16 protein-coding genes are annotated in these 19,116 nt (G+C 58.6%); 8 read left to right on the forward strand and 8 right to left on the reverse strand.

Features of this window, described 5'->3' with window-relative positions; translation table 11 throughout:
• From ACWNRM_RS06650 to ACWNRM_RS06660, 3 genes are all read left to right on the forward strand, one after another.
• Positions 1–1,410 carry an autotransporter strand-loop-strand O-heptosyltransferase gene (locus ACWNRM_RS06650; protein WP_485170177.1) on the forward strand — a complete coding sequence of 470 codons (1,410 nt, stop codon included), beginning with the start codon at positions 1–3 and terminating at the stop codon, positions 1,408–1,410.
• Complete coding sequence (locus ACWNRM_RS06655) at positions 1,316–3,163, forward strand: AMP-binding protein (protein WP_485170176.1); 1,848 nt, start codon at positions 1,316–1,318, stop codon at positions 3,161–3,163. The genes ACWNRM_RS06650 and ACWNRM_RS06655 overlap by 95 nt, the downstream gene beginning before the upstream one ends.
• Before the next feature lie 275 nt (positions 3,164–3,438).
• Positions 3,439–3,723, forward strand: coding sequence for a hypothetical protein (locus tag ACWNRM_RS06660; RefSeq protein WP_485170175.1), 285 nt, complete (start codon positions 3,439–3,441; stop codon positions 3,721–3,723).
• Between the two features lie 57 nt (positions 3,724–3,780).
• Here the strand turns inward: ACWNRM_RS06660 and ACWNRM_RS06665 are convergent, their stop codons facing one another.
• From ACWNRM_RS06665 to ACWNRM_RS06675, 3 genes are all read right to left on the reverse strand, one after another.
• On the reverse strand, positions 3,781–4,305 hold the full coding sequence (locus ACWNRM_RS06665; RefSeq protein ID WP_485170174.1) for a tetratricopeptide repeat protein: 525 nt from the start codon (positions 4,303–4,305) through the stop codon (positions 3,781–3,783).
• Positions 4,306–4,362: 57 nt separating this feature from the next.
• Entirely contained in the window at positions 4,363–6,690 is a 2,328-nt protein-coding gene (locus ACWNRM_RS06670) for a TonB-dependent receptor (RefSeq protein WP_485170203.1), read from the reverse strand.
• Positions 6,691–7,000: 310 nt separating this feature from the next.
• Complete coding sequence (locus tag ACWNRM_RS06675) at positions 7,001–8,335, reverse strand: carbohydrate porin (RefSeq protein ID WP_485170173.1); 1,335 nt, start codon at positions 8,333–8,335, stop codon at positions 7,001–7,003.
• 146 nt (positions 8,336–8,481) lie between these two features.
• Between ACWNRM_RS06675 and ACWNRM_RS06680 the strand changes: the two genes are divergently transcribed.
• Complete coding sequence (locus tag ACWNRM_RS06680; RefSeq protein WP_485170172.1) at positions 8,482–9,324, forward strand: PhzF family phenazine biosynthesis protein; 843 nt, start codon at positions 8,482–8,484, stop codon at positions 9,322–9,324.
• 57 nt (positions 9,325–9,381) lie between these two features.
• Here ACWNRM_RS06680 and ACWNRM_RS06685 read toward each other — a convergent pair whose 3' ends face one another.
• The 5 genes from ACWNRM_RS06685 to ACWNRM_RS06705 all read right to left on the reverse strand — a co-directional run bounded on the left by ACWNRM_RS06685 (position 9,382) and on the right by ACWNRM_RS06705 (position 15,447).
• Positions 9,382–10,509, reverse strand: a complete 1,128-nt coding sequence (locus ACWNRM_RS06685) for an MDR/zinc-dependent alcohol dehydrogenase-like family protein (RefSeq protein ID WP_062165129.1) — start codon at positions 10,507–10,509, stop codon at positions 9,382–9,384.
• A 27-nt stretch (positions 10,510–10,536) separates the two neighbouring features.
• Complete coding sequence (dhaL, locus tag ACWNRM_RS06690; RefSeq protein ID WP_485170171.1) at positions 10,537–12,369, reverse strand: dihydroxyacetone kinase subunit DhaL; 1,833 nt, start codon at positions 12,367–12,369, stop codon at positions 10,537–10,539.
• A 554-nt stretch (positions 12,370–12,923) separates the two neighbouring features.
• The gene (locus ACWNRM_RS06695; protein WP_485170170.1) at positions 12,924–14,342 is read right to left on the reverse strand and encodes a hypothetical protein; all 1,419 of its coding nucleotides are present in this window, start codon (positions 14,340–14,342) and stop codon (positions 12,924–12,926) included.
• On the reverse strand, positions 14,339–14,578 hold the full coding sequence (locus ACWNRM_RS06700; RefSeq protein ID WP_485170169.1) for a hypothetical protein: 240 nt from the start codon (positions 14,576–14,578) through the stop codon (positions 14,339–14,341). Before ACWNRM_RS06700 ends, ACWNRM_RS06695 begins: the two co-directional genes overlap by 4 nt.
• A 185-nt stretch (positions 14,579–14,763) precedes the next feature.
• A complete protein-coding gene (locus ACWNRM_RS06705) occupies positions 14,764–15,447 on the reverse strand; it encodes a Fe2+-dependent dioxygenase (RefSeq protein WP_485170168.1) in 684 nt (227 codons plus the stop codon).
• Between the two features lie 139 nt (positions 15,448–15,586).
• Between ACWNRM_RS06705 and exbB the strand changes: the two genes are divergently transcribed.
• The 4 genes from exbB (at position 15,587) to ACWNRM_RS06725 (ending at position 19,115) form a co-directional block, all read left to right on the forward strand.
• Positions 15,587–16,339, forward strand: coding sequence for a tonB-system energizer ExbB (gene exbB, locus ACWNRM_RS06710; RefSeq protein WP_485170167.1), 753 nt, complete (start codon positions 15,587–15,589; stop codon positions 16,337–16,339).
• A gap of 2 nt (positions 16,340–16,341) precedes the next feature.
• The gene (gene exbD / locus ACWNRM_RS06715; RefSeq protein ID WP_062165137.1) at positions 16,342–16,776 is read left to right on the forward strand and encodes a TonB system transport protein ExbD; all 435 of its coding nucleotides are present in this window, start codon (positions 16,342–16,344) and stop codon (positions 16,774–16,776) included.
• Positions 16,773–17,657 carry an energy transducer TonB gene (locus tag ACWNRM_RS06720; RefSeq protein ID WP_485170166.1) on the forward strand — a complete coding sequence of 295 codons (885 nt, stop codon included), beginning with the start codon at positions 16,773–16,775 and terminating at the stop codon, positions 17,655–17,657. Before exbD ends, ACWNRM_RS06720 begins: the two co-directional genes overlap by 4 nt.
• Before the next feature lie 351 nt (positions 17,658–18,008).
• Positions 18,009–19,115, forward strand: a complete 1,107-nt coding sequence (locus tag ACWNRM_RS06725) for an MlaE family ABC transporter permease (RefSeq protein ID WP_485170202.1) — start codon at positions 18,009–18,011, stop codon at positions 19,113–19,115.
• Position 19,116: the final 1 nt, after the last annotated feature.

Genomic DNA, 19,116 nt, shown 5'->3' on the forward strand with positions numbered 1-19,116 from the left:
ATGAGCAAGATCGATGCGATTATCGACTCGATACTGAATTTCGAGACGGTAGATACATCGCCCGTTTCGACCGATGAAAACATCGTTACGGCAACTGATATTGAAGCCGGAACGCATAGCCCGGACACTTCATCAACAGAACCAAGCGCTCAATGCGAAAGCACCACGGCTCAATCCTATGACGGCAAGGCGTTTCCTAATCCGCCCCCCTTTCCAACTCAACGGGCAACGCATGATATCGCCTTCGATTTCAACGCAGGAGCACGTATCAGCATTCCGCCGGGCCGCTGGCGCGTCAGGCTGCTGGACATTGACCGTGGCCTCTATCTTTACGATGCCGAGGCCAGTAACTGCACAATTCTGGGATCGAAGCGTTACTTCATTCGCACACGTATCGAGGTTGATTCCGTCGATACTAACGAGACCGTATTCGTCCATGATTACGACTGCCGCGACAAAGAAGTGGCGATCCTCCTTCCCGGCAGCACACTAGGTGATGCGATCGGCTGGTTTTCCTACGCCTTGAAATTCCAGGAGAAGCATCAGTGCCGCCTTACAATCGGCATGAACCCCGATGCCTGCAAACTGTTCTCAGGCCAGTATCCGGGAATCAGATGCTGCACCTTGTCGGAATACGAAGCGGAATGTGATAAATTTTATGCCACCTATCATATTGGTCTCTTTTTCCAGGATGATGAACATAACTGGCAGCCCTCGGATTTCCGGCTTGTTGGCCTGCATCGAACGGCAGCTCATATTCTTGATGTAGATGACAGGGAAATCCCACCGCGTATTGCTCAATGGCCCGTGGTAGAGCCACCCATAGACAAACCCTATGTGGTTATAGCCACTCAGGCATCCAGCCAGTGCAAATACTGGAACAACCCGGTTGGCTGGTCCTCGGTTATCAATCACTTGCACAAGCTCGGTTACGAAGTCGTCTGCATCGATAGAAATCACGTCTCGGGGCACGGCAATCACTGGAACCACATCCCACATGGTACGCGTGACGAGACAGGCGACAGGCCCTTGGCCGAACGCGCCTACTGGTTGCGCCATGCTGCATTTTTTATCGGATTGTCCAGCGGACTATCCTGGCTGGCGTGGGCCGCAGGAACGCCAGTCATCATGATCAGCGGCTTTACTCATCCGTCAAACGAGTTTCACACCCCGTATCGCATCTTCAATCCTCATATCTGCAATAGTTGCTGGCACGACATCAGAACACCGTTCGAGCACGGCAACCTCTTGTTCTGCCCGCGCCATGCAGGCACGCCCAGGCACTTTGAATGCACCAGGCTGATTGCGCCCGAACATGTCATTGCTTTTTGCGACCAGCTACATGCACAGCGCCTGTGCCTCGATCCTGCCTCTACGAATAAAAACAAACAGGTTCAACACGATGTATGAGGATGAGCAGTCACTCATCGGGGCAGAAGCCTGGAAGGAACGCAGCCTGATCGATCTGCTGAGATTCCGCTGCCTGACAAAAAAGAAAAATCCGATCTTCCTCTTTCTTGGCGACGGAGAAAACGTCACCGATACACTCAGTGCGATCGAGTTGCACGAGCGGGCTGCTGTGGCAGGCGCGCACTTGTCGCGCATTGTCCCGAAAGAGGCTCACGTGCTTCTGCTGTTTGAAAACGGCATTGATTATATCGTCGCGTTCTTCGCCTGCCTCTATGCAGGCAACGTGCCGGTTTCAGGTGTTTATCCGAGTTCCATAAGTGCGACAGAACGCTTTGCCTTCATCCTGCAGGATAGTCAGGCGAGAGCTGTTCTGGGCAAACGTGATACGCTTACCCTTTTTCATCAGGGTCCGAGCAACAGAAGTAACGTAAAATGGATTCCGCTCGAGAGCGCTCTCAATGCTCATAAACCAATCGAGCCGGCAGAGCCACGATCTGATGCGTTGGCTGTCATTCAGTATACCTCGGGCTCGACAGAAAATCCAAAAGGGGTTTGCCTCACCCATCGAAATATCTGTCACAATATACATGCACAACTGATATCGTTTCAATATCAGAATGACGATACTGGACTGAGTTGGCTGCCCTTCACACATGACATGGGACTTGTTGGAGCGGTATTGCCAGCGCTTGCAGCTGGGAACCCTTTCTACTTCATGGGTCCTGACAAATTCATTGAAAAACCGTCGCGCTGGCTCCAAGCCATTAGCCGGTATGGGGCAACCATCTCAGGCGGTCCGGATTTTGCCTATCGCTACTGTGCGCGTTTACCTGAGAAGGAAATCTCTCCGGACTGGGATTTCTCGCGATGGGCCATCGCGTTCAACGGTTCGGAGAATATCAACCCGGACACCCTGGCAAAATTCAGCGCGCGTTTCGATCACCACGGGTTTCGCGAGACGTCATTCTATCCATGTTACGGGCTGGCGGAAAACGCGCTTCTTGTAACGTCCGGACATAAGGGAGGCGGCGTCAATCTCATCGCCTTTGATCGTGAGGCCTTGAGTCACGGCCTTGCTGTTCCTGCCAGCATCGTGCCGGGTAAGGCTGATAACGGAAAGATATCTGTACTTGCCAGTTGTGGCACACCGCATGAAGACCAGCTTGTCCACATTGTCGATCAGGAAAGTCAGTCTTTTCTGTCAGAGGGGAGCGTTGGTGAGATCTGGATTGATAGCCCCAGCGTCAGTGTTGGATATTTCAATAATCCGCTCCGGAACAAGGAACATTTTGTCGAGCATAGCGGCAAGCGTTATCTGCGCACGCAGGATTTCGGTTTCATGCATCAAGGCGAACTGTTCCATATGGGCCGCCTGAGCGAGAAGTTTTTCTACGAAGGAAATGTCTATTACACGAATGACGTTGCGCTGGCACTGAGCCAGGCCCTTGACGGTGCGCTTTGCGTTGTTGTGCCTCCCGCCCTGCCGGAGCGGGATCTGCCAAGCCTGATCATCGAACAGGACGATATCGCAAATATTCAGGCATTACGCCAATGTCTTATCAACACAATGAACAGCTATCGTATTGCCCGTTTCAAATTCTACTTTATTCGCAAGGGATTCGTGATCCGCACTCCGAGTGGCAAGATACGGGCCGATCTGACACTTGGGAACATACTGTCCGAGAAATCTGCCATTGTCTCCTCGGGAGACACGCAGATGCCAGTTGCCACGGGTCTGGGTCTCATGATCTGACTTCTGAGCACCTATCCTGGCCAAAATAAAAGTTGAACAGCACCCATACCATCTACTGCTTTTCTCGCATTCCGAATATCGAGTGCTAAAAACCTTGTTTTTTGTCCGTCCAGTCATGTATTCAGATAGCAAGCAGCGGATCTTCGCTCGCTGTCTGGACGACATGCCATACCACTCTGCCTGCGTGACAGCGCTTGTTCGGGTGTGCACATTGTGACATGCTTCGTGATACTTCAATCCAGCTGCATCAATCAATAATCAAAGGCACGCTGCAAATGGCAGATAACACTTCAGACAACATCTTGCATCAGATTGCGCAGGGGATTGCGTCTCTCAGTGCGGAATCCGCGCCAATCATCTTTGCCGATAATGTTCCGGTCTATGGTCATGTCGGGGGTATCATCACCGTCACTCTGGCAGCCGAGCGCCCTTATGGTAACGAGATCGTCGTGGCGCCAACCGCTCATCTGCGCCTGACCCCCAAAGCGGCCAAGCTCCTGGCTGAATCCATCCTCAAGGCTTTTGCCATGGGGGAACGCAAGGAGGCCTCTGTCAACTGACTCTGAACCCACGCTATCCGCAGGTCACCTCGTTGTCGGGGGGGGGGGGCCTCTGGTTCAGGACAAGGCATCGAGCCTTGCAAGATTGATCATCGCGGCCACGTCACCGCAATCGTGCCCCGCCTGGAAATATTGCCGGGCATGACAGGAATTGGCAGGTACATCGCCATATCCTTCCTCATGAATCAGCCCGAGCATATTGAACGCCTTGCCCACACCGCGACGGGCTGCCTCCATGTAGAGGGTACAGGCACGAGCGCGGTCCTGCACCACACCATCACCGTTCAGATAAAGATCGGCCAGATTATAAAACGCCCATCCCTCACCGCCGGACGCTGCGCGCTCGAAAAGGCGACGCGCCTCATGCACATCGCGTTTCGTCCCCCAGCCCTGCTCGAAAACACGCCCCAGCATATTGAGACATGTCGGATGTTCTGACCGCGCGGCCTGTGAGAAAAGGCAGAAGGCCTCGCTCACCGCCCCACGATCAAGATTCCATTGTGCGAGATAGAGTTGCGCCGCCGCCGAATTTTCGAGCGGCGGCAAACGCGGCGCAATAACCTGAGGGGAGGCAGGCTTCACGCCTGCCTCCCCTTCCTGATTGTCCCGATCCAGATCAGAAACGTCAGCCTGCATGGCTCAGAAGCGCAGACCGACCGAACCGAGGAATGTCCGACCCGAAAGCGGGACAGCACGCGAGGTCGAGAAGGCCGAGGCGTAGTTGCGATGATTGGTCAGGTTATTGGCGTTGAACTGAACATGGTAGTGCGAAATGTCGTAGGAAATCATGCCATTGAGCGACACGTTATCCGGCATACGCCCTGTACGGCCCTCGTTGGACCAGTAGCCCGACGAATACTGCACACCACCACCGGCCTGCAGCTTGCCATTATTGGGCTTCAGGACCAGACTGGACACATCATAGGTGCTCCAGACCGACAGGCTGTTCGCAGGCAGCTGCGGTGCACGATTGCCGCCATAAAGCGCGCTGTTGGTCACTTTGCCCCCCATATAGGCGTAGGAACCATAGATCTCCCAGTCGCGGGTCAACTTGCCTGTGGCGCTGACTTCAAGACCGCGAATGCGACGACCGGAGCCTGCATCCTGGAAGCCGGTGATGATGTTGCCGTCATCGTCATAGGTGAAGGAGTTGTTCTGCTCGATCTGGAAGATCGCGCCAGTCACGCCAAGGCGCTTGTTGAAGAAATCGGCCTTGCCACCCAGTTCATACAGGTCGCTGCGCTGCGGCTTGAGGTCGCGCCCATTGGCCGCCACATCGCCGATGCTTGTCGAGCTCATGGTCAGTGAGGAAACATCCGTACCCACAGGCTTATAGGACTGCGAGAAGGTGAAATAGAAGGTCGTGTTCTCCAGCGGTTCGTACATCAGGCTGGCTGACGGGCTGAACTTGTTCGATTTCTGCTTCTGCACGCCAATCGAGGATTGAGCCGCACTCCAATAGGTCGAGCGGTAATCGTCCCAACGCACTGTGCCATAGACCGAGATCTGTTTGGTCAGGTGGATCTTGTCTGCCAGAAACAGGCCCAGATCGCGGAAATCCGCCGTGCGGCTGCCCGTTGCCGGGAAGGTCAGCATGGTGCCCGGATATTCGAATTGCGGCGTACGGATCTGCTGGTTGTTCACCCGATTGATCCAGGTGCCGTAGAGTCGGTCATCCTTCGTATAATTGATGTCCACACCAGCGCGAATATCGTGGTGCATGAAGCCGGTCCGGAACTTGGAATGGCCCATGCTCACGTTCTGCACGCCCCAGCCGGCCTGATCATACCCCATGCCTCCACCGGCGCCATAAGCCAGCGTCGGGTTACCGCCAGCCAGGAAGGAGGTCGCGCACGCTCCGGAGCAGGCTGCGGGCGTCGTCGCTGCAAAATTGCGGGTGTAATGCGAGTAGCGTGTGTCGTTCGACAGGGTCAACCATTTGGAGAGCACGGAAGCGAATTTCGAGGTGACCATGTGCACATTGCCCATGTCGCGGTCGAAATTGCGCGAATAATTCGTGTCGCGCGGCAGGCCGTATTCCGTGATTGGACGATAGGTCTTGCCAATCTGGATCATCGACACGCCGTAATCGGGACGACCGCGGCTGCCGAGCCACTGATAGTTCAGATGCCAGGTGTTCTTCGTGCCCAGCCCGACACCCAGATCGGCAGCAGCGCCATAGCGATCGGTGCGGACATTGTTGCGATCTGCCACCATCTGCTTGTTGTACATGCCGTTCACACGCAGCGCGGTATGGGCATTGATCTCGTAATTGGCATCCGCCGAACCACGATACTGCATGCCGCTGCCAAAGGACTGATCAGCCCCAAAAGCGTTGCCACTATGCGCCTTCTTGAGCGTCTGGTTGATGACGCCGCCCACATTGCCTGCACCGAAATACTCGCCAGACGGTCCCTTCACCACCTCGACGCTCTCGGTGTTATAAACGTCGCGCACATAATTACCGAAATCGCGCAGGCCATCCTCATAGATATCGCCACGTGCCTGCTGGCCACGAATACGGAACTGGTTGCCGTTCATGCCGCCATTGCCCTCACCGGCAGACATGGTGATGCCCGGCACGTTGGACAGCGCCTGATCGAGCGTGAAGAGACGCTGCTCCTCGATCAGCTGCTTGGGCACGACGCTGACCGTCTGGGGTGTTTCACGCACGTTATCGGGCATACGGCCGATATCAAGCGTCGTCGTGTTGGTGTTGAGCGTGTTGATCTGCTCCTTGCCATGCACGCGCACGGCTGGCAGCGCGATGGACTGCCCATCACTCGCCTTCTGGTCTGTCGTGACGGCATCCTGCGCTTCAGCGTCGTCGGCAGCGCCAAGCCCCATACCGGCCGTGAGCGCCAGCAGCAGAAGACGTTTCTGTTTACCTGAGCAACTACCGGATACCACTGTGCGGGGGGCGCTATTATTCAGCGTTCCACAAGGGAACGTGCAGTCTTCAGGCATACGACTCACCAGAAATCCGTTAATGACAGCGAAAGCGAGGCACAAAACGACCTGACATGTTTTGACATACCCGAATGTAATTCAGTAATGTCCGTCCATTACCTGACCATGCAGGAATCAATACTCAGAGTCGTGGCGCTTGGCCTTCGATGCTGTGTTTCGATCAAGTTACATCCAGATGCAAACGATTCTTAAAATCTTTCTTAACTCGGGCCGGATATGTGCTTTTTCTGCAACATTTCGTCGGCACAGCGCGAGCAGGCTTGCCTGGCGAGGGGCGCCTGGTTCACGCGAGGCAGAGTGTATTTTGTCAGATGAACTCGATATGCGTCTTCACGCCCATCAGAAGCTGGTTCCGCAGCCCGGGCTGTAGTCCAGGGTTGATGTAATACTGGATGTCAGGCGCAATCGAGACACCACGCCAGATATGCAGTTGATAGAACACCTCGATGATGCCCCCCCAATCCTGAGGTCGCCTGGTATGCCCCCGCAAACGCCCCTCCTGGGCATAGGCGGCAAGCTGGACAAGGCGTGCAGCACGTGAGACCTGAATGACCGTCATATCAAGCCCGATGGCATCGCTCGGGCGGGATGCGATCATGCCTCTCATGAACAACCCCAGAGAGTACTGGGCCTTGCGCAAGGCTGTGCGTGGCGCATTCCAGTAGGCCGCTCCCAGCAGGGTCAGCCCGGCATCGCGACCACGCCCATTGAAGCGCCAGACCATCTGATCCGCCATGACCCATGCCGACCATGCCCCCTTGATCTGGCGTGGCGATGCTTCAACCAGATAGAGGTTCTGCCCCCCCATGCCCTCGAAACGGCTGTCATGACGCGCCGTGTCGTAAACAAAGCCGAGCTTGTAGAGACCCGACAGGCCCTTCCTCGGCCCGAAGGCCGGGGTCCAGCTTACCTCAAGCGGCAGGGCCATGCCATCGATCGTGGCGCCATTGAATTTGAAGCCCGTGCGTGTCTGATGGTGCGTATAGATCGCCTCGGTTTCAGTCAGGTAGAGACCGGTCTTGATGGCCATCTCATCGGCAATCTGCACGCGCATCCGTGTCGCCCAATTCGACATGGGGAATGGCGCATGAGCCTTGTTATCCGATGCCGCACGCGGATTGCCGCAAAAAGCGCCGTTCATGAAATTGCAGTAGAGCGGATTGGCCGAGAAATCGGAGAGAAACGTCATGCGCCCCACGGCAGCGCTCACCCGGTCATACAGCATGGATTTTTCGACATAGGCCGAGACCAGATGGATCACGACATTGCCGACACCGCCATAGGTGGCCTGGCTTGGATTCAGGAAATCCCCGAATTTGTGGCTCGTCGGGCTGCCATAGCCACTGGCGAGAATGATATGCGTCGAGACACCTTGCAGGTCCGCCAGACGTTCCCAGTCGATATCGCTGCCATAGGTTAAGATACCGACATTGCCGACGCCCTTCTCCAGCCCCAGCCCGGGCGTGGGAGAGCCGATCATCGCCTGCGTCTCGTTGGTATGCTGCACGTGAAACATCACGCCGTGCTCGCGTAACGCCGAGAGACTACCGAGCATGGCAAGAGAATCAGCCCGCGCAATCCCGGGATGACCCATGATGATGCTGACCCCGAGCGTAACGCCCAGTCTAGACACGCCTCTCATGGTTGTGCTCCTCCTGCCTTCAGGTCCTCTCTATCGTCCCGTGGTTCAAGCGGCGGTTTGTGGCGATTTTCGGCCGGGCTGGCCTGTGCAATCTTTTGTCTGTTACGCTTGTGTTCTGTCTCTCCCGCTCTACGAAAGGGTCGATCATGAGCGACCATCCCTTCCGGCAGGTCGATGTCTTCGCCGCCACGCCCTTCGCCGGTAATCCCCTGGCGGTCATTCTGGATGCCGATGGCCTTGATGATGCGCTGATGGCCCGCATCGCCAACTGGACCAATCTGAGCGAGACAACCTTCCTGTTGCGCCCCACGACGCCCGAGGCCTCGTATCGCGTGCGCATCTTCACGCCCGGCGGTGAGCTTCCCTTTGCGGGGCACCCGACACTCGGCACAGCCTTTGTATGGGCCTCCCTCCCCGGCAACACCCATAATGGCACCATTGTGCAGGAATGTGGTGTGGGGCTGGTGCGCGTGCGGGTCGATGGCACACGTTTTGCTTTCGCAGCCCCACCGAGGCGACGGGCCACCCCCCTGACGATCGAGGAGCGCAACACCGCCTGCGCGGCGCTGGGCCTTGCTCCAGATGATATTCTGGATGCTGCCTGGGGGGATAATGGCCCACCCTGGCAACTGCTTGCCCTTCGTGAGCGCAAGGATGTGCTTTCGGTCAGGCCTGACTGGTCGAGAATGGGCGACAATCTCTACGGGATCGTAGCGCCCTGGCAGGAAGATCGTGATGAGACGGGCGCTGCCTTCGAGATCAGGGCCTTTGTCGGTCAGAACCAGGGATTTGAGGACCCGGTGACAGGCAGCCTCAATGCCGCCATGGCCCAGTGGATGATTGGCAAGGGCGCAGCCCCGGAGAGCTACATTGCCAGCCAGGGCACTGCGATGGGCCGCAATGGCCGCGTCTCAATCGTCAGGGACGGGGAGACGATCTGGGTCGGGGGAACTGTCACGCCACGCATTGCGGGCACGCTGACACTCTGAAAACAGAAAAGGCGGCTCCTTTCGGAACCGCCTTTCTCACCTGAAACAGGCTTGATCTTATGGGATCAGGACCGTCTTGATGGACTTGTCGCCCTTCTTCATCAGGTCGAAGCCTTCCTTCCACTGGTCCAGCGGCAGGGAGTGGGTCACCACACCCTCGACCGGCAGACGACCATCGGCAATGGCGGCAATGGTGAAGGGGTAGCAATACGGGCCCAGATGCGCGCCGAGTACGTCCAGTTCCTTGCGGTCGGAAATGATCGACCAGTCGCAGGTCACTTCATCGCCGAACACGCTGAACTCGACGAAGCGGCCGAGCTTGCGGATCATGTGCAGGCCCTGACGAACGCTCGAGGGATGGCCGGTTGCTTCGATATACACGTCGCAGCCATAACCGCCAGTCAGTTCCTTGACCTTCGCCACCACGTCTTCTTCAAGCGGGTTCATCACGATATCTGCGCCGAACTTCTTGGCCAGATCCAGACGATCCTGCTTGGTGTCGAGCACGATCAGCTTGCTCGGGTTCTTCAGGCGGGCAGCGCCCACCATGCCCAGACCCAGCGTACCCGCACCGGCCAGAACCACCACGTCATCAAGCTGGATGTTCGCACGGTTCACAGCGTGAACGGAGCAGGCATAGGGCTCGATCAGGGCAGCCGCCTCGGCAGGCATGTCCTCCGGAACGCGATGGGTGCGCGACGTCTTGGGGAAGCGCATGTACTTCGCCATGGCGCCGTTGGTGTTGTTCTGGAAACCGTACAGGTCGTGACGCTCGCACATCCAGTACTGACCGCCCTTGCAGTAGCGGCAATCGTCGCAAGGGACGATCTGCTCGCTGATCAGGCGGTCACCCACCTTGTACTGCCCGCGCAGGTTTTCGCCGATTTCGACAGCGCGCCCGATGAATTCGTGGCCCGGGATCATCGGCGGCTTGACGTAGCGGGGCTGTTCCTTGTCGCCCCAGAAGGAAGGGGCGCCCAGGAAGCACTTGATGTCACCGGCGCAGATGCCAACGGTCTCGACCTCAATGATGATGTCATCGGGACCGGCACGGGGCACATCCACTTCTTCCCAGCGATAATCGCCGGGTTCGTAGGCGACGACGGCCATCATCTTTTCCGGCAGGGCGACGCTGGCTGCTTCTTTCTGCAGGGCACCCAGATCTGGCGTAACAATCTTGTTCATGGTCTTGGTCTTTCGGTTCGTGGCGTATCAGGCGTTGTGGTTGCGCGCCGGAGCCACGAGCTCCTTGGCGATTGTCTGAAGGATCAGGCAGCAGGAGGTTGCACCGGCATCGAGCACGCCGCGTGACCGCTCGCCCAGTCGGCTGGCGCGGCCGATACGGGCCACCAGATCAATCGTGGAGTCACGACCGCGTTCTGCCGCTTCCGACATTGCAATCAGGGCCTGCTCGAACGACTTTCCGTCATCCAGTGCCTTGTGGAAGGCTTCAACCGAAGGTTGCAGCGTATCGACGAGGGTCTTGTCACCCACGCGGGCATTGCCAAGGCTGTTGATTCCGGCCAGCGCTCCATCAAGCATCTGGGCGAAGAGCTTGCCATCAAGGAATTCGACATTGCGCAGCGGGATCGCCATGCCTTCAAAGAAACGGCCATAAAGCGGGCCCATCGAGCCGCCGATACCGGCCATCAAGGAGTCTGACAGGGCATCGAGGCCTTTTTCCATGACCGGTGGGTTGGCACCCAGCGCATCACCGCAACGGGCAAAGCCCTTGGCCATGTTGATGCCGTGATCGCCATCGCCGATCTTGCCGTCGATCTCGCTCAGCCAGTCACGTGCCTTGACGATGGCATCGACCAAGGCCGGGATGACCTTCGTGGTTTCGGCAACGGGAATACCGCTCTTGGGCACGTATTTCTCGCCCGTCGCGGTCTTGACCAGTGCTTCGACCGGGTCGGCCTTGGCCGTCGGCGCTTCAGCAGCCTGAACCTGTGCCGCACCGGCGCCGACGCGCACCAGACCGATGGATTCGGCGGGCGCAGCCATAAGGCGGTCCAGCTCTTCATCGGTCTTCATGATCGTCAGGGTGGCGCCCTTCATCTCGAGCGAGGTGAAGAGATTGCCAACGAAGCGATGCGCCACCTCAATGCCCTTCTCCTTCAGGAGATCGGCAACGTCAGCGTAAAGCACATAGAGTTCGATGATCGGGGTGGCACCCAGACCCGAGAGCAGCACCGTCACGCGGTCGCCCCTGGTGAAGGGCAGGTCGGGCAGGATGTGCTCAAGCATCAGCTTGGCGATATCGCGCGAGCGGCCGAGCTCCTGAACCGACACGCCGGGCTCGCCATGATGACCGATACCGACTTCCATGGTGCCGAGTTCGATCGAGAAATTCGGATGACCGTTGGCGACAATGGTGCAGGGCGTGAGGCCGACACCGATGGAGCGTGTATTGTCAATGGCCTTGCGCGCCACGGCAATCACCTCATCCAGCGAGCCACCTTCTTCAGCGCGTGCGCCGGCGGCTTTCCACATCAGGATTTCGCCAGCGACACCACGGCGACGCTCTGCCTCACTTGCCGGAGCCGAAGCGACGTCATCGGTAGCGACTACGGTTTCGACCTTGATGCCAGCCTGCTGCGCATCACGCGCCGCCATACGGACATTCATCGTATCACCCGCGTAGTTGCCAAACAGACAGGCAACGCCAGCGCCCATATCGGCTTCCTTCATGGCATCGAGGAAGCTCACAGCCGTCGGAGAAGAAAAGATTTCGCCAATGGCAACCGAGTCCAGAAGGCCCGTACCGACATAGCCAAGGAAAGCCGGCTCATGACCCGAACCGCCACCCGTGATCACGCCGACCTTGCGACGGCCCGTGGTCTTGGCGCGCTTGACGACACGCGGATTAGCCGTTTCGACAATGATGTCGGGATGGGCAAGAAGTGCGCCGCGCACCCCGTCTTCGACCACACCATCGGGATCGTTGAAGATGCGGTCCAGCTTGGGCCGTGCTGCGGAAGACTGGGACGAAGCGCCATCACCATGGCCGGTATGCGCTGCGTGAACGATTGAATGAACCATAATGGGCCCCATACTGTGTGCCGGGAAAACACCCTAAGTGCCCAAGAACCATAACCATAACAGCAGTTATGAACGAAATCACACTAACGAGAGTTATATTCGTTACCTATTATGTGGGACTGGGGCGATCCAGATTGAATTTCCGGCAACGTTCGATCTCGAAAAATGATATAATATATAATGGTATCAATATGTTGTTTATCGATTTTGCTCAAACGGCAGGATAAGCAGGCAGGGAACTGCGCCCAAGCAAACTGCACAAGTGTGATGTTTTGTGTCGTTTAGACCGCCCAGCCTTCCAATGGCCATGATACGACAGGATTCATCCTTGTTTTTTCACATAAGACAGGCAGCTTTATCGGACAGGTACACGCAGCTGATTCGATCAGGCTATCATTCGACTAAGCGCCCTCTCTCATCCTTCACTCTTGCCAGACCTATGCTGGCCATCTGATGCACCCCCGCGAGGCAGACGGGTAGCTCACTCTCCAGGCAAGATAGAGCCAGATGGGATACCTGATGCGATCAATGCCCCGATGCATCATGAACTGCCATCACGACTGAGAGGAACCGTGCTCCTCACCTTGCGTCCAGACTGCAAGAGGTTCCCTGCGCAGCATTCCTGCCTGAAACAGCACTGCGACGTTGACCAGCAAGCCAGGCAATGCAGGGCTCAGCCCGAAGGGTGTCCAGCCCAACCCAAAAACAACCCCGCCTGACAGCAGGCCCAGAGCCAACGCAGCAACTAACCGGCCGGGCGAAACCCGATACCCCATCACGCAGATCAGTACGGCAGGAAGCAATTGCGCCAGGCCTACATAGAAAAGCCGATTGAGCGTCACGATCAGCGCGGTGTGCATGGCGGCCGTCAGGACCGAAAGACCGAGATAGAGCGCAATAACCCCCAGCCCTGTGCGCTTGCGCGAGGAAGCCCCTAGATGCGGCATGAAACTGCCCGTCACGATGGCAGCGAGACTGAGGCATACGGCCCCAAGCCAGACCAGTGCAGTCAGGGCCACCGCGCCTGATACGATTCCGACACCCCAACCTGGCAACAGATGCGACGCTACAGAGAGAAAAACTGAATCGGGCTTTCCCATGAATACGGGATGCGTCAGGCCGTAACAGGCAATGACAACCAGCAGGGGAAACAACACCATATAGAGCGGCATCCAGATCTGGGCGCGTCTAATGGTTTGCGGATCACGGGCGGAAAAGACGGCCGCCGCGGTTTGAGGCGCGATGCAAAAGCCGAAAGCCTGCGTCACGATCGTGCTCATGATCATTACACAGGCAGAAAAAGGATGCGGACTGGCACCACGCAGCGCCACGGCAAGAGGACGCGTCGCCTGGTGGGGCCAGGCCACAAGGGCTGCAAACGCCACACAGACGATGGAAAGGAGAATCAGACCGTCCTTCAGAGCCGCACTCAGCGCCGCCCCGCGCAATCCGGCACCCGCCACAAAAAGGAACGCCAGCAATGCTGCGAACGCACTGAGCATGACAGGGGAAATTGGTAGGGCGAGGGTCGAGAATACCGCATCCAGCCCTATAAACTGCATGGTCCCCAGCGGAAGCATCAGAATCACGAGCACAAGACCTGTTACCCGCCCGACAAGCGTACTCTGGAAATACCCCCCCAGAAGGTCTGGCAGGGTTATGGCGCCCAAGCGGTTTCCTACCTGCCATAACCGTGGATACAGCACCATCCCGACCGGGAAGGCGAGCAGGATATACCCGACAAACCACAGTGCCACGTCGATGGAACCGCTTGCGGCAATACCTCCGGGAAAGCCCAGAACCGAACCAATCGAGTAGGTCTCGCCCAGTGAAAGCAGAAAGAAGAGCGCAACGCCGAACTGACCTCGTGCGGCAAAAAAGGCGCGAGGGTCACGGAAGATACGGCCCCTCAGCGGCGCGCAGGCCAGACCCAGAGCGAGCAGAAGGACAACAATGAAACCCGCCAGCTTCAACGTCCCGCCCTTTCGACAGGTGGCGCGTGTTCAGCGATCGGCCCCGAAGACCCGGCCGCAACGGCAAGGCAGAACGTCGTGAACGGCAGACAGGCAAACAGCCACCACAGGACCACCGGCACACCAAGCAGGCGCCATGAAGCCCCATAAAGAAACGGCATGGGCAGCAGAACCGCGCAGAACGGGGCTCCCACTAGCAGGCGACGTTGCCAGCGAGGGGAAAAACGGGGCGACATGGCACACTCGGATTCAGGAGACCGGAACCCCGGACATAACGGCAAGTGCCATCATGGGGCCAGTCCTGAATATCACGGCTCAATTGCCGCCGGGACAAATGAAGCAGTCAGGGCGTCAGCCTCGCTGGCAAAGCACCCCCCCCTTCATTTACTCCAGCAAGGCGGAAGCGCGAACGGAGGGGCGCTCAGAGCTCCGCCCACTGACGCAACAGGTTGTGATAGGTCGAGGTCAGCCCGAGTACACCCGGATGATCATCGGGGAGTGCCTTCCGGGTCTCGATGATCGAACGGTCGAAGTCGTACAGAAGGGCACGCTTCGTATCGTCGCGCACCATGGACTGGCTCCAGAAAAACGAGGCCCAGCGTGAGCCGCGTGTCACCTCACTCACGCGATGCAGGCTGGTAGACGGATACAGCACCATGTCACCAGCGGGCAGTTTGACACGCTGCTCACCATAAGTGTCCTGAATCACCAGTTCACCCCCGTCATATTCATCCGGCCCGGTGATGAAGAGCGTTGAGGACACATCGGTCCGGATTCTGAAGCCGCTCTCAGGGATGGGGCGTATGGCGTTATCGACATGGGCGCCGAATTTCATGCCCACATCGTAGCGGTTGAAGAGCGGCGGGAAGACGCGCAGCGGCAGGGCGGCACTATTGAACACGGGGTTTCGTCCCAGCGCCCGCAACACGATCTCGCCCAGTTCGCGCGAGGCCTCGCAATCCTGAGGCACCTGAAGGTTGTGCTTGGCTTTTGCCGATTGCTGCCCGGCGGTCACCTTGCCGTCCAGCCACGACGCCTGCTCAAGCATCTGACGGCAATGACGCAGCTCTTCAGGTGTCAGGACATTGGGAATGTGAACCAGCATGGGCGCTCTCCTGTGCAATCGTTTTCTTGTAATTGAGAATGAATCTGATTAACAGGTACTCAGCGGATGGTTACACCCCGTAACAAGAGCAAAATGTCCCCGGATGGGTGACCGCCCCTCAGAATGACAGGAGAGCCCCATGGCTGCGCCCGCTGGCGACCTCGCCTCACTTCCCTTCACCCCGTGGGAAATGTTCCTCGGTGCCGGCCCCGTCGTGCGCTTTGTCATGATGCTGCTGATCGTGGCTTGCGTGATCAGCTGGGCGGTGTTTGTCGCCAAGGTCGTTGAGGTCATGCGCGTCAGGCGTGCGCTGTCGCAGGCCGAACTGAAGCTGGAAAACGCAGCCTCGCTTGCCGAGTCCCAGTCGCTTTGCCCCGATATCGGCATTGTCCGCGCCCTGCTGCTCGCAGCCTCCAATGAATGGACACGCTCTGCCGATGTGCTGGAAGACCGCGAAGGACTCAAAGAGCGCATCATGCTGCATCTCGAGCGTCTGGAAGCGGCAGAAGGGCGCCGCCTCATGCGCGGCACGGGAATTCTGGCCACCATCGGCGCGACATCGCCGTTTATCGGGCTTTTCGGCACGGTATGGGGCATCATGACCTCGTTCACCGGTATTGCCGCCACGAAGGCCACGAGCCTTGCTGTGGTTGCCCCCGGCATTGCCGAGGCCCTGCTTGCCACTGCGCTGGGGCTCGTGGCGGCCATTCCAGCCGTCGTGATCTATAATTTCCTGTCGCGACAGTGCCTTGGCTGCAAGGCGCAGGTGGGTGATCTCACAGCGCTTATTCTGCGTCTCGTCTCACGCGACCTGAGCCGCCTGCATGTGCAGGGTGGCGGTGGGCAGGTGCTGCGCTTTGCCACACCGCGTGCCGAGCAGGTCGGACGCTGATCATGGCGTTGCGTATGCGTCATGCCGACGACACGGCGCTCGATGCCCATGAGCTGAACGTGACACCGCTGATCGATGTCATGCTCGTGCTTCTAGTTATCTTCATGGTGACGGCACCGCTGAGCACGGTCAACGTTCCGGTGGATCTGCCCTCCTCAACCCAGAAACCTGCCCCGCGTCCGGCCAATCCGATCTTCGTCACGGTGAAAGCCGACAAATCCCTGGCTCTGGGTGAGGACGATATCAGCAATGAGGCACTCCCCCTGCGTCTCATGACCCTGACGAATGGCCACAAGGATGAGCGCATCTTCCTGCGCGCAGACAAGACCGTGGATTACGAGACGCTGATGAAAACCATGGATCTGCTGCGCAAGGCAGGGTTCCTGAAGGTGGCGCTCGTCAATCTGCAAGGTCAGGAGGAGGGCGACGAACCGTGACCGCAAGGCGTTATCGCACGGCGCCAGCCACCCCGGCAGCGGCTTCACCCGCAGCAGGAGACATGCTGTCCTTTCGCGCTGTCTACCAGCTTCATCAGAAGCTTGAGGGGCAGAGGCAAAGGCGTCTTGGTGGCTGCTCCGCACTCGCCATCCTTGCCGTGACGGGTCTCGGGGTCTGGGCAGCCTCGACGCTACGCGCAACCCCGCCCCTTCCCTACGCGCCCCCGCCTGCTGCGATCGCCATCGATCTTGCACCCGAGCCCGCCAGTATTCCTTCACCGCCCCAGGAGCGGCCGCCCGGGCCGCCTCAGGTCGCCACGCCGGAACTGCCCGCGCCTGAAAAACCTCCCGAAATCATGGCCCCTCCGTCGCCCGCCCCCCTGCCGCCCGTGCCGGTGCCTGCCAGGATCAAGGTGCCGCCGGTGCGCCGCAAGGTGACGCCCACACCGCCCGTACCGCGCCACGTCGCTCCACTCGTACCAACGCAGTCAACAGCGAATACCGCACCCCCACCCTCGGATGCGCCCCCATCAACCGTATCGGCCACCAGCGCCAAGGGCGCGCCTTCGGCGCGGGAAATGTCGCAGGCCAAGGCAAGCTGGCAGGGCAGCCTTCTGGCGCGGCTTGAACGCTTCAAGCGCTATCCGGCACAGGCACAGGCCGAGCATCAGGAAGGAACGGTGATGCTGCGCTTTACGATGGACCGCAAAGGCCATGTGCTCTCGGCCAGTCTCGTCAGACCGACCGGCTATGCCCTGCTGGATGACGAGACCCTCGCACTTGTCCGGCGCGCCGAACCTCTGCCTGCCCCGCCCGACACCATACCGGGTGCCACACTGAGCCTTACCGTTCCTGTGGAATTCTATATGGAGGAACACTGATCGATTGGCCCGGACCGGGATGTCGGGGCAAGAAAGCGACCCGACTGCCGCCGCCCGGAACGGTCTGCAGTGATCACATATCGGGCAGCCTGCCCCCGGGTGGAGCCCGCTGTTCTTGCGCGGGCGCAGTCTTGCCCTCACAATACACCCTTATGATGGCAGCAAACCAAAAGCCTCCGGTACGGCCCCGACAAGACGCCTCCTGTCTAGACAACCGGACAGCGTGACGGCCTGATGCGTCACACCCCCGACACCCCCCAAACATCGCCTGTCCTGAACACGCGTCCAACGGCCGACACGGCTGGGACGACGCCAACCGGCCGGTTCGAGATCATCCCGCCCCCTGATCGCATGACGCGGGACACGGCATCTCTCCCAGCACGACTCGTCCTGACCGGATCCTGGCTCAGCCATGATTCAGCGTTGCCGGTTTGCACGGTTGAGGCACTCGCACCAATGGGCAAGGCCACCATACTGGCCTGCGATGTCTCTGGCGTCACGGGCTGGGATACCGGACTGATCGCGTTTCTGTGGGACGTGCGCCGCCTGTGCGATGCATCACAGCGCATGTTCGACACCACGCCCCTGCCACATCCGATGCAGCAATTGCTTGATTTGCTTCCTGATCAGGCTGGCCCCGCGACCCCGGAGAGAAAACCCCGCCAGCCCTTTCTCGAACATGTCGGGAGCAGGGCGATTGATGTGTTCGCCGAGACGGGAATCGTGGCTGGCATGGCCTCACGCACGGCGCTGGCGGCGTTCCGCTCGCTGTTCCGGCGTGTTGGCCTGCGGCGTAGTGACCTGTTTTCCGATCTGTTCAATGCTGGCCCGTCAGCCCTGCTGATCGTCGGTGTGGTCAATTTTCTTGTGGGTGCCATTCTGGCCTTCGTCGGTGCCGTGCAGCTGCAGAAATTCGCCGCGGGTATCTATGTCGCCAGTCTGGTCGGCATTGCGACCGTCCGCGAAATGGCAGCGGTCATGACGGCCATCATCATGGCCGGGCGCACAGGCGGGGCCTATGCCGCACGCATATCCACCATGCAGGGCAATGAGGAAATCGATGCGCTGAAGGTTTTCGGCATTTCGGTTTCTTCCTACCTCATCCTGCCCGCCGTGCTCTCACTTGTGGTCACCATGCCGTTTCTCTATCTCTATGGCTGTCTGATAGGCATGCTGGGCGGTTATGTGGTGGCCATATCCATGCTCGACATCACGAGCCTTGGCTATTTTCATCAGACCGTCATTGCCTTTGGCATCGGCCAGTTCATTTTCGGCTTCATCAAGAGCATCGTGTTTGGCGCGTTCATCGGGCTGACGAGCTGCCGCATCGGTCTCAAGGCAGGGCGCTCGGCGGCTGATGTCGGCATTGCCGCTACACGAGCCGTGGTGATTGGCATTGTCGGGGTCATTGCGCTTGATGCCATCTTTGCTGTCCTCGCCAATAGTCTGGGGGTCTGAG

The organism is Asaia sp. A2, assembly GCF_057319415.1.

What these genes read in the sequence shown, in the direction of transcription:
- ACWNRM_RS06650 (WP_485170177.1), top strand. Translation starts at nt 1, where the DNA reads ATGAGCAAGATCGATGCGATTATCGACTCGATACTGAATTTCGAGACG.
- ACWNRM_RS06655 (WP_485170176.1), top strand. Translation starts at nt 1,316, where the DNA reads ATGTCATTGCTTTTTGCGACCAGCTACATGCACAGCGCCTGTGCCTCG.
- ACWNRM_RS06660 (WP_485170175.1), top strand. Translation starts at nt 3,439, where the DNA reads ATGGCAGATAACACTTCAGACAACATCTTGCATCAGATTGCGCAGGGG.
- ACWNRM_RS06670 (WP_485170203.1), bottom strand. Translation starts at nt 6,690, where the DNA reads ATGCCTGAAGACTGCACGTTCCCTTGTGGAACGCTGAATAATAGCGCC.
- ACWNRM_RS06675 (WP_485170173.1), bottom strand. Translation starts at nt 8,335, where the DNA reads ATGAGAGGCGTGTCTAGACTGGGCGTTACGCTCGGGGTCAGCATCATC.
- ACWNRM_RS06680 (WP_485170172.1), top strand. Translation starts at nt 8,482, where the DNA reads ATGAGCGACCATCCCTTCCGGCAGGTCGATGTCTTCGCCGCCACGCCC.
- ACWNRM_RS06685 (WP_062165129.1), bottom strand. Translation starts at nt 10,509, where the DNA reads ATGAACAAGATTGTTACGCCAGATCTGGGTGCCCTGCAGAAAGAAGCA.
- dhaL (WP_485170171.1), bottom strand. Translation starts at nt 12,369, where the DNA reads ATGGTTCATTCAATCGTTCACGCAGCGCATACCGGCCATGGTGATGGC.
- ACWNRM_RS06700 (WP_485170169.1), bottom strand. Translation starts at nt 14,578, where the DNA reads ATGTCGCCCCGTTTTTCCCCTCGCTGGCAACGTCGCCTGCTAGTGGGA.
- ACWNRM_RS06705 (WP_485170168.1), bottom strand. Translation starts at nt 15,447, where the DNA reads ATGCTGGTTCACATTCCCAATGTCCTGACACCTGAAGAGCTGCGTCAT.
- exbB (WP_485170167.1), top strand. Translation starts at nt 15,587, where the DNA reads ATGGCTGCGCCCGCTGGCGACCTCGCCTCACTTCCCTTCACCCCGTGG.
- exbD (WP_062165137.1), top strand. Translation starts at nt 16,342, where the DNA reads ATGGCGTTGCGTATGCGTCATGCCGACGACACGGCGCTCGATGCCCAT.
- ACWNRM_RS06725 (WP_485170202.1), top strand. Translation starts at nt 18,009, where the DNA reads ATGACGCGGGACACGGCATCTCTCCCAGCACGACTCGTCCTGACCGGA.